Annotated in this window: 7 protein-coding genes; 2 read left to right on the top strand and 5 right to left on the bottom strand. The window is 46.3% G+C overall.

What is annotated here, in order from left to right:
• From hutI to B3B27_RS10100, 5 genes are all read right to left on the bottom strand, one after another.
• Nucleotides 1–953, bottom strand: a 953-nt coding sequence (hutI, locus tag B3B27_RS10120; RefSeq protein WP_286847374.1) for an imidazolonepropionase, incomplete at its 3' end; no start/stop codon positions are given.
• Between the two features lie 73 nt (nucleotides 954–1,026).
• Nucleotides 1,027–1,923: a glutamate formimidoyltransferase gene (ftcD, locus tag B3B27_RS10115; RefSeq protein WP_238866894.1), complete on the bottom strand. Its 897-nt coding sequence runs from the start codon at nucleotides 1,921–1,923 to the stop codon at nucleotides 1,027–1,029.
• A 99-nt stretch (nucleotides 1,924–2,022) separates the two neighbouring features.
• Nucleotides 2,023–4,011, bottom strand: a complete 1,989-nt coding sequence (locus B3B27_RS10110) for a urocanate hydratase (protein ID WP_238866896.1) — start codon at nucleotides 4,009–4,011, stop codon at nucleotides 2,023–2,025.
• Between the two features lie 184 nt (nucleotides 4,012–4,195).
• On the bottom strand, nucleotides 4,196–4,645 hold the full coding sequence (locus B3B27_RS10105; protein ID WP_286847373.1) for a hypothetical protein: 450 nt from the start codon (nucleotides 4,643–4,645) through the stop codon (nucleotides 4,196–4,198).
• 232 nt (nucleotides 4,646–4,877) lie between these two features.
• On the bottom strand, nucleotides 4,878–7,109 hold the full coding sequence (locus B3B27_RS10100) for a family 20 glycosylhydrolase (protein ID WP_238866934.1): 2,232 nt from the start codon (nucleotides 7,107–7,109) through the stop codon (nucleotides 4,878–4,880).
• Nucleotides 7,110–7,608: 499 nt separating this feature from the next.
• On the opposite strand from B3B27_RS10100, the gene B3B27_RS10095 reads away from it, so the two are divergent.
• Nucleotides 7,609–8,367, top strand: coding sequence for a copper homeostasis protein CutC (locus B3B27_RS10095; protein ID WP_286847372.1), 759 nt, complete (start codon nucleotides 7,609–7,611; stop codon nucleotides 8,365–8,367).
• Nucleotides 8,368–8,391: 24 nt separating this feature from the next.
• Complete coding sequence (locus B3B27_RS10090; protein WP_238866936.1) at nucleotides 8,392–10,728, top strand: glycoside hydrolase family 20 protein; 2,337 nt, start codon at nucleotides 8,392–8,394, stop codon at nucleotides 10,726–10,728.
• Nucleotides 10,729–10,871: the final 143 nt, after the last annotated feature.

Below are 10,871 nucleotides of genomic sequence, written 5' to 3'. Positions count from 1 at the left end.
ACTATGCATCCCGCGTCAATCATTTCGCGAGCACGAGCATATTTTTCCCGCAACGAAAAAGCAGTAAGAGGTAATAATGTTGCCACTACACCTTTCTCAGCCATGGCACGTATTCCCTCATCGGAAGCTTGCAGCAGATGGTCAGCCGACAGGCAACGCAACTCCGCCGCCAGCTCTGCACCTCCGAGAGGAGTTATCTCATCGGCATGTATCTTTATCTTAAGCCCTTGCTCTCTGGCGGCTGTCAGATAGCGGCGCGATTGGGCGATAGCGAAAACCCCCTTTTCGCAGAAAATATCCACCGCTTCGGCCAGTTCCCCCTTCACCACAAGTGGGAACATTTCGTTAATATTAAAATCTATATAATCTTCCTCCCTCCCCTGCCATTCGGCGGGGATAGCATGTGCACCCATAAAGGTTGAAACAATATCCACCGGATGGGTTTCGTTGAGACGATGCATCACGCGGAGTTGCTTAAGTTCGGTATCTTTGTCCAGCCCATAGCCGCTCTTTCCCTCTACGGTGGTGATTCCAAGCCGCATCATTGCATCAAGCCTCTGCCTGCCCGTCTCCATCAGCTCCTCTTCCGTCGCTTCACGGGTGGCATTTGTAGTCTTTACAATGCCACCTCCCCGTTCCATTATCTCCATGTAGCTATCGCCCCTCATCCGCCATGAGAACTCTTCCTCCCGGTATCCTCCAAAGATAAAATGTGTATGAGGATCGATAAACCCCGGCAACAGCGCTTTGCCTGTTGCGTCAATAACCCTGTAATCCTGTTCATTTACCGGAAGAGTCTCTCCTGCTTTCAGGATATGAGAGATCAGGCCATCTGTCACTATCACCGTACCGTTTTCAATAACATGTAAATCGGACATTTCCCTTCCTTGCTTCCCCGCGAAACCGCTGCAAGTAACCACCTGCTCTGCATTTTTTATAATCAGGTTATTCATCAGTTATAGCTTTTCGTGATACCCCTGGTTTATGCCTTTATTCAAAAGCCAATTCAAATTGCAAAAATTTCAACTATTCCATCAGCTTTGTTTCCAACACCTGGTTGACGGAGAAATTCTCAAGGCCAAGGTAATAAGCTGCCGAATCAATCAGAGCCTCCATAGGCACCAGTCCTATTACCTCTCCGCCCACCACCGGAACACCATACCGTTTAGCTTCCATGCGCACCATCTCATGGGCGCGGTAAATAGCCGTTTTGGTGTAGTCGGTCAGGTTCATCGATACCTGTGTGATACCCCGATCGTGCAGTGCAACACCCATCGCCTTGCAGAAACGCAGTCCGCCTCCAATATGGCGCACCTTCCTGCTGATAGCCTCAGCAATCTCCAGGTTATTGGTCCCCAGGTTAACGTTGTAAGCCACCAGCGGCATGCGGGCACCGATAGCAACTGCTCCTGCTGTAGGGTGAGGTTCTGTAGGACCAAAGTCGGGCTTCCATTCCTGTTTTTTCATTTTCTCTACCAGTCCTTCAAACTCGCCCCTGCGAACATTCGCCAAATTTTCACGATGAGATGCCGAAGCCGATTTCTCATATAGATATACCGGAAGGTTGTAACGTTCTGCCACTGCCTCCGCTACCTCCTTAGACAGAGCCACCGCCTCATTCATAGTTACGTTTTTAATAGGGATAAACGGCACCACATCAGCGGCTCCCATACGAGGGTGCTGCCCCTGATGCCTTTGAAGATCAATCAGCTCCACTGCTTTCCCTATTGCTTCAATAACTGCAGTTTTCAATGCCTCCGGCTCCCCAACAACAGTTACTACCGATCGGTTATGGTCGGCATCACTGCTATAATCCAGCAGTTTCACTTTCTCTCTTCCCCGGAAGAGGTCCGCTATTTTTTCCACTTTCTGTCTGTCGCGTCCCTCACTAAAGTTGGGAACACATTCCACGATTTTATTCATAATTGTTATTCCTATAAAACAAAGTTAACTAAAATGATATTGCTTATTTTTTTGTTATCCGCCTTTTCCGATTTAAAAATATGAAAGATAAGCCGTTCATTACTTATGAGAAACATACTTCCTGATTATATCTTCATCAACTAAAAAGGGTTCTGTTATATGATAGTTCTCCGGATAAATCCTATTAAACTCACGAGCAGTGGTAATTGCATGCTCGTTGCGTGCCCAGGCACGGCGAGCCACGCCACCCATCACATCCCAAATCATTGCGGAACGGAGGATCTCGTCAACCCGCGTGCTACCATCGCACACCATGCCGAAGCCGCCGTTGATAGCTTTACCGATGCCCACTCCGCCGCCGTTATGTAGAGCCACCAAGCTCATGCCGCGCGCCGCATTACCTGCGAAGCACTGCACCGCCATGTCGGCCATCACGTTGCTGCCATCCTTTATGTTGGCTGTCTCACGGAAAGGCGAGTCTGTACCGCTCACGTCATGGTGATCGCGCCCCAGCATCACAGGTCCTATTTCGCCGTTACGTACCATTTCATTGAATCGCAGTGCTATCTTCTGCCGTCCCTCGGCATCCTGATAAAGTATGCGAGCCTGGGTACCAACCACCAGCTTATGTTTCTCCGCATCGCGTATCCATAACCAGTTGTCACGATCCTGTCCACGCCGGCCGGGGTCGATGCACTCCATTGCTACCATGTCGGTTTTAACCAGATCCTCGTGCTTCCCGCTAAGGCATACCCATCGGAATGGGCCATAGCCATAATCGAACAGCTCTGGTCCCATTATATCCTCCACATATGATGGCCAGATAAAGCCATCTTTCTCATCAACCCCGTTTCTTGATATCTCCTTAACGCCTGCATCGTAGATCGCCTTCATAAAAGAGTTACCATAATCAAAAAAGTATGTTCCACGGGCAACTAACTTACTTATAACATTAAAGTGGCGGCGAAGCGAATCATCAACCAGTTTTCTGAATTTGTCTCTATCCTCGTGCAGCAGGCTGGTACGCTCTTCAAAGGTTATGCCGGCAGGACAGTAACCTCCTGTGTATGGTTCATGGCAAGAAGTCTGATCGCTAAGCAACTCTATATCGATTATCTCTCTCTCCGCATATTCCAGCAGATCAACAATATTTCCATAGTAAGCAATCGACAGTGGTTCCTTCCGTCTTATTGCTCCATTCGCCCAGTCAAATGCCTGTTGTTTCTCAGCTGTTACTCGCTGCACCCACCCCTGTTGCCGTCGTGTTTCTATACGCGACCCATCCACCTCGGCAATAATGGAAACGGCTCCGGCTATATCGGCCGCTTTGGGTTGTGCTCCGCTCATACCTCCCAAACCAGACGATACGAACAGATGCCCTCTGAGATCACTATCCGGAGTTATTCCCAGTTTCAACCTCCCCGCGTTAAGCAATGTGTTGAACGTACCATGTACAATGCCCTGGGGACCAATATACATCCATCCGCCGGCAGTCATCTGTCCGTAGTTTGCCACCCCCATCTGAGCAGCGATATCCCAGTCGGCCTGGTTATCAAACAGCCCTATCATCAACGAGTTGGTAATTATTACCCTCGGCGCATCGGGTCTCGATTTAAATAATCCCAGCGGATGGCCGCTCTCCACCACCAGAGTCTGCTCCTGTGTCATCACCTCCAGATATTTTTTTATCAGCCTATACTGCATCCAGTTCTGGCATACTTGGCCTGTTTCGCCGTAGGTGACCAGTTCATAGGGATATAGCGCGATATCGAAAGAGAGGTTATTGTCAATCATTACCTGAAACGCTTTTCCTTCCAGGCATCTACCTTCATACTCATCAACAGGTTTTGCTTTCAGGTCACCTTCGGGACGATAGCGGTATCCATAAATCCTGCCACGTGTTTTCAGTTCATCAAGAAACTCAGGAGCCATCTGTTCATGCAGTCCAGAGGGAATATAACGCAAGGCGTTTCTCAATGAAATTTCCGTTTGCGATGGCGAGAGTGAAAAACCACGGTCGGGTGCACGACGAATCCCCTCCCTGAACTCAGGATAATTCGGTAATTTACTATCTAAGGCAATTCTCATAACTTTAATTTTTTCATGGCGATATTCACGTCACGATATCTAACAAAAATAGTGATTTTTTTACAAAAAATGTAATATGCAGGCCGTTTTTTATAAAACAAAATTTATCTGCATTTATATAACTGTCAGCTGCTCGGTAAAAGTTTCGATATCAGTAAATCATTCTTCAACTTTTATGTTTCCCTTACCTTGCCGGAATTGCATTTACACCAAGCTTTCCTTTCAGGGTTGGCTCGATGAAGATTTCCGTGCCGAAGCTATCGTTTTCCTCTTCATCGAACAGACCCAAATCCTCCTCGTAATCCTCTTTCGTGACTTTAAAATTGTCACGGTAGACAAAATCGTTCCCGGTATTGTAAGGGGGATCGATATAGATCATCTTCACCTTGTTCAGGTAGGGGTTTTGCAGGAGCTTTAACACATCGAGATTGTCGCCTTCTATATAAAGGTTCTCGGTAGTGTTCCAGTCCTTGATCTCCTCCTTACCGGGTCGAACTGTTTTGCGAATAGGATGGTTCCCCTCAATGATGGATTGCTTCTTCCCCACCCAAGTGAACTCGTAACATTCATCACCATCGACCACCTCAAATGTAAAATTTTCCTGCTCTTGTTCGCCATGGTTTTTGGAGCTCAATTACCGGCACAGACTGTCAAAAAAAGAAGTTCGCCTAAGTGGCAACGCATATTGTCACTACACACAGAGACGGTGCACATATCAGTCGTAATGGATTGGGGAGATAGACTTACCTCGGTTGCAATCATACTCAATCAGCCGCAGGTGTTTCAGTAATCATTTGTTCTTGGCATACAACGGATCTTATCTACACACGACAAATGGAAGAACAAAACGTTGTTCCCCCTTGAACTTACCAAACGACTATCTCATCGAGAAAAACCCAGCCGCCTTTTATTCCGTTCGCTATGGCTTTGTAACGGATGTATCGACCTCTTGCAGCTCCCTGCCATCCGAAATTCTGGAACAGCGTTCCGGCCTCCTTTTCAGATACGCTGTTTTTGATACGCGATAATTCAGTAAACATTTTGTTATCGTCAGACACTGCAATTACCACCTCTTTGGGAAACCATATCCACGGGCCAATACTCTGCATAAACCGTGCATTGACAGAATAAACGGACTGCGTACTTCCCAGGTCTATGGTTACATCCATTCCATTGGTCATAAATCCCTGCCAACGACCGTCGCCATGAGATAATCCACCGGTCAAACCGTTTACCAGGGCTTTTTCGCCCCCGGCAGCATAGTAAGGATTAACAGGGATATTGTAAAAGACCGGTTTCCCGATAGCCTTATGGTAGTCGAACCGGCGTGTTACAGCGGGGCCTGATGGCTTTTCACCGTCGAACAACTGTGCAGTAACAATGACAGAATCAGGCACCTGAACAGGGCCGCTATAAACAGGCGACTGAGCATCGGGCAGTGATCCGTCGGTGGTATAACGTATATCCGCCGGCGCTTTTTCTGTGGAAAGTGTTACGGTAATGGCATTTTCCACGGAATCGGTATCGTGTGAAAAATCCACTTCGTTGGATAATGTAAACGGGTTATAACCCTTTTGCTGCAACACGGGTATAGCACTGTTTACACGTGTACGGAAATCTGTCCACGATTTGTTCCCGGGCTGTGTCCATGCCACTTCTGCCAAAGCAAGCAAGCGTGGGTAAAGCATATATTCAACATGTTGTTCCGTAGGAATATATTCAGCCCATAAGTTGGCTTGTACACCTAATATATGTTTCGCCTCTTCGGCCGAAAGAGCAGCCGGGACAGGATCGTAGGAATATACTTTTTCTATGGGCAAGAAACCGCCTATGGCCTCGGGTTGAGTTCCGGGATTTGCCTGATAAGCATCGAAATAACAAAATTCGCCTGGCGTCATCACAGCATCGTGCCCACTTTGCGCAGCAGTAATCCCGCCTTGCTCGCCACGCCACGACATCACGGTAGCATCTGGTGCCAATCCTCCATCGAGAATCTCGTCCCAACCCAGCAGTTTTCGCCCTTTTGAATTCAAAAACTTCTCTATGCGCTTTATAAGATAGCTTTGCAATCCGGCTTCATCTTTCAGGCCTTCGGCTTTTATCCGCGCCTGGCATTCAGGGCATTTTTTCCAATGTTCGCGACTGGCTTCATCGCCACCCACATGAATAAATTCCGACGGAAAGATATCGATAACTTCAGTCAACACGTTTTCCAGGAACTCAAACGTTTGATCGTTCCCTATGCAAAACTCGCTGCTTGTATATGGTTTTCCAGTACACGAAAGATGCGGATAAACAGCCAGCACCTCTTCGGAATGACCCGGCATCTCTATCTCGGGGATCACGGTGATATGTCGTTCAGCAGCATAGCGTACAAGCTCCCGTGCTTCGTCTTGTGTATAATAACCGCCATAAGCACCTGGTGTGCCTTCAGGCAGATATATTCGTTCCGAGTCCCACCACTCTTTCCATGTGGCGTGCGTTCGCCAGGCTGCAATACCTGTAAGTTCGGGATATTTTTTGATTTCTATACGCCATCCAGGCCCATCGGTCAAATGCCAGTGAAAACGGTTTAACTTATAGTATGCCATCAGGTCGATTTGTTTCTTGAGAAAATCGAGCGATACAAAGTGACGCGAACAATCGATCATAGCCCCTCTGTAGCTGAAACGCGGAGCATCTTCGATTTTCACGAAAGGGATGCTGGTCCTGTTTTCAACCATCTGCAGGAGCGATTGGATTCCGTAAAACAGTCCAGCTTCGCTCGAAGCCGAAATCAACACACCATCACTATTTACTGTCAACATGTAAGACTCATGCGGAGCAGGTAATTCGCTTGGGTTCTCCATCACCAATTGCAGTTTCTTACCTGAAGGAGATATTGTTACACTGTTTTTTAAGAAAGTTAATAGTATCTCTGCTGATTCGGTATCAATATTTTTTGTCACAGCATTAAACCCACTTGAGATATTAAGATTTCCCTTACCAAATTCAGTATTATTGGGCTTGGGAATGAGGTTTAATTCTACCTGAGTACCCTCTTTTTGTTTACACGAGAATAAAACTAGAAGTAGTGAAAGAACAAAATACTTTTTCATTAAAATTTGATTTTAGTTTCGCATGCTTAAATTTCTCCATTTAAAGCTAAATTTAAGTCATATATATGTTTTATGATGTAAAGGTAGTGAAAATAATTATCAGGCATAATTACTCAAAATGTTATATAATATAAATTTTTAATTTATATAATTGTAAATCTGTTCACTATAGGGCCACTCATTATGCTTTATATCATCCTATTATCTAATATTTTCTAAGGCTGTACAATATTGTAACGGTCGACAAGGAACAACTGATTTTTTTGAAAAGGTTTAATTTTGTTGTTAATATTATTACATTTGCAATATCATTTTGCCAATGCTTCGGTAATTATTTTTTAAACTCCTGACAATCAGCGAAAGTGCTACTGGGTTTTGGGTGGGTTTGTTTTGCTGTTAATTAATGGATTACATGGCGTTTCAATACTTTTACCGGGCTGTTGGTTTCGCAATAAATTTAGTTTAACAAAATTAGAACTACGTGAAATTCAATACAAACATGTCAGATTATAAACTAGAGATATGCGCCAACTCGGTAGCCAGTTGCGTTGAAGCACAAAAAGGTGGCGCTTACCGTGTAGAGCTATGTGCAGCCATTCCCGAGGGGGGGACAACGCCCTCTTACGGTGATATAGCCCTGGCACGCGAACTGCTCGATATCAAACTAAACGTAATCATCCGTCCCCGGGGAGGTGATTTTCTATACTCCGCCCTTGAGCAGAGGATCATGCTCAAGGATATTGAGATAGCCCGTAAGCTGGGCGCCGACGGTGTGGTAATAGGCTGTCTGACAGCTGAAGGTGAAGTAGATATGAAACGTAATAAGGAGCTTATTGATGCCGCAAGCGGGATGAGCATCACCTTTCACAGGGCATTCGACATGTGCCGGGATCCTTTTGAAAGTCTCGAAAAAATAGTATCTTTAGGCTGTGATAGAGTCCTCACTTCCGGCCAGCAACCCAAAGCTGAACAAGGCATTCCTCTACTGAAACAACTAGTGGAAAAAGCCGCCGGCCGCATTGTCATCATGCCAGGGAGCGGCGTTAATGCGCAAAATATTGCAAAGATTGCAAAAGAGACCGGAGCTAAAGAATTTCATCTCTCCGCGCGTGAGCAGATAGAAAGCAAAATGGTTTACAGGAACCCCGATGTTAAAATGGGTGGTAAAACCGTCGTAATAAACGAATACGCGCAAGAGATCACAGGCGCCGGGATTGTTAAAAATACATTGCTGGAACTGAAAAAAGTACTAAGATAAAGTCAAACAAATTAAAAAAGAAAAATGAAGAGAATAATTAAATTAAGTATGCTTATTGCATCCATCTGCTGTATGACATCGTGTAATACCGGTAGCAGCAGCCAGGCTGAAGTGAATTACAACGTGGTTCCTCTGCCCGGAGAAATTGCTATTACTGAAGGCACACCGTTCACTCTTTCAGGATCGACAAAGATTGTATACCCCGAAGGAAATGAAAAAATGCAGAGAAACGCAGAGTTTCTGGCAGATTACCTGGAGATATCCACCGGGATTAAACCTGCTGTTACATCAGCTCCTGCCGATCAGAACGCCATAGTCCTTTCTACGGGGCTGAACCATGAAAATTCCGAAGCCTATGAGATTACTATAGACAACCAGGCCATACGAATAAATGGTGCTTCCGAAGCAGCTGTATTTTACGGTATACAGACATTGCGAAAATCCACGCCTGTTGAAAAACAGAGAACCGTATCGTATTCGCCGGTAACCATCAACGATGCTCCACGATTTGCATATCGCGGAATGATGCTGGATGTGGCACGCCATTTCCAGCCAGCGGAGTTTGTGAAAAAGTATATCGATCTCCTGGCATTGCACAACATCAACCGCTTTCACTGGCACCTGACAGAAGACCAGGGATGGAGAATTGAAATAGAATCATACCCGAAGCTTACCGAGATCGGTTCCATGCGGAAAGAGACAGTGATAGGCAAAAACACCGGTAAATATGACGGCACCCCTCACGGGGGCTTCTATACCAAGGATGAGCTGAAAGAGATAGTGAAATACGCCGAAGAACGTTATATTACAATAATCCCCGAGGTGGACCTGCCCGGTCATATGCTAGCCGCGCTGGCAGCCTATCCCGAGTTAGGTTGTACTGGTGGCCCGTATGAGGTATCACGTGAATGGGGTGTCTTCGACGATGTGCTATGCCCCGGAAAAGAAGAGACTTTCGCCTTCCTTGAGGCGGTGCTGGCAGAGGTAATGGAGATCTTCCCATCAAAGTATATTCATATAGGTGGTGACGAAGCACCAAAAGTACGCTGGGAAAAATGCCCCGACTGTCAGACACGTATCAGAGAGCTGGGTTTGAAAGACCGTGACGGACATACTGCCGAACACTACCTACAGAGTTATGTTACTGCTCGCGTGGAGAAATTCCTTAACGATCACGGCCGCAGCATTATCGGCTGGGATGAGATACTTGAGGGTGAGCTTGCTCCCAACGCCACCGTTATGTCGTGGCGCGGAATGGGAGGAGGAATACAGGCAGCACAGATGGGTCACGATGTGATCATGACCCCCACCACTTACTGTTATTTCGACTATTATCAGACACAGGACACTAGTGATGAGCCTCTTGCTATCGGCGGTTTCCTGCCTCTTGAACAGGTTTATAGCTTTGAGCCTGCGCCCAACACGTTGACAGATGATCAGAAAATGCATATATTAGGACCACAGGCCAACTTGTGGACGGAATATATCAGAGAACCATCGCATGTTGAGTATATGACTCTGCCGCGACTGGCTGCAATGTGTGAAGTACAGTGGATGCAGCCCGGACAAAAGAACTATGAACAGTTCCTTACCAGGCTGCCTCAGCTGTTGTCGCTATACGAAAAGCTTGGTTATAACTATGCTACTCATGTTTACGATGTACAGGCATCGCTCACTCCCAACTTCGACAATAACGCCCTTGACGTTGAGTTCTCCACCATTGACAATGCTCCGGTATTCTACACGCTTGATGGCAGCGACCCTACCGTCTCTTCCACGAAGTACGAAGATAAATTCTCCATCAGGGAAAATGCGGAACTTAGAGCAGTAGCCATTCGTGAAGGAGTAAAAGACAGCAAGGTATTCAAAGAAAACATCACCCTCAGCAAGTCGAGCTTTAAACCGGCCCAGTTGCTTACTACCCCTGCAGGAAGTTACGAGTACTCGGGCGCCGGGATGCTTGTCGACGGGCTTAACGGTAACAGCACTAACTATCGTACCGGAAGGTGGATAGGTTTCCAGGGAGAGGATCTGATTGCTGTAATTGACATGCTGGAGCCTACAGAAGTCTCATCGCTTGAGGTATGCAACGCTGTAGTAACAGGCGACTGGATTTTTGATGCTTCTGAGATCATCATTGAATCTTCAGATGATAACAAAATCTTTGCAGAGGTGTCGGCCCTTAAGATTGCAGATGAGAAAGACGGACACTGGTCAGATATCTCTACCCACAACCTTTCATTTGAGCCGGTGACGGCACGCTACTTTAAGGTAACGGTGAGACCTTCGGTTATGCCGGACTGGCATCCGGGAAAAGGGAACAGAGCCTTTATTTTCGTGGATGAGATAAAACTGAATTAAAACAGATGTACCTGATCAGATGATATTGGTACAGATTAGTAATAAAGTAAAGCGCCACCTCCTTCGGGAAGTAGCGCTTTTTTTTGATGATTATACTATTTTATCGGGGTTCTTCCTGCTTTATCTGGTTCTTCCTGCTTTAT

The sequence above is a fragment of the Proteiniphilum sp. UBA5463 genome, from assembly GCF_002427225.1.
In the GTDB taxonomy this organism is placed as follows: domain Bacteria; phylum Bacteroidota; class Bacteroidia; order Bacteroidales; family Dysgonomonadaceae; genus Proteiniphilum; species Proteiniphilum propionicum.
Note: the sequence above shows the minus strand (reverse complement) of the source record. Positions and strands in the feature narration are given on the sequence as shown.

What these genes read in the sequence shown, in the direction of transcription:
- ftcD (WP_238866894.1), bottom strand. Translation starts at nt 1,923, where the DNA reads ATGAATAAAATCGTGGAATGTGTTCCCAACTTTAGTGAGGGACGCGAC.
- B3B27_RS10110 (WP_238866896.1), bottom strand. Translation starts at nt 4,011, where the DNA reads ATGAGAATTGCCTTAGATAGTAAATTACCGAATTATCCTGAGTTCAGG.
- B3B27_RS10100 (WP_238866934.1), bottom strand. Translation starts at nt 7,109, where the DNA reads ATGAAAAAGTATTTTGTTCTTTCACTACTTCTAGTTTTATTCTCGTGT.
- B3B27_RS10095 (WP_286847372.1), top strand. Translation starts at nt 7,609, where the DNA reads ATGTCAGATTATAAACTAGAGATATGCGCCAACTCGGTAGCCAGTTGC.
- B3B27_RS10090 (WP_238866936.1), top strand. Translation starts at nt 8,392, where the DNA reads ATGAAGAGAATAATTAAATTAAGTATGCTTATTGCATCCATCTGCTGT.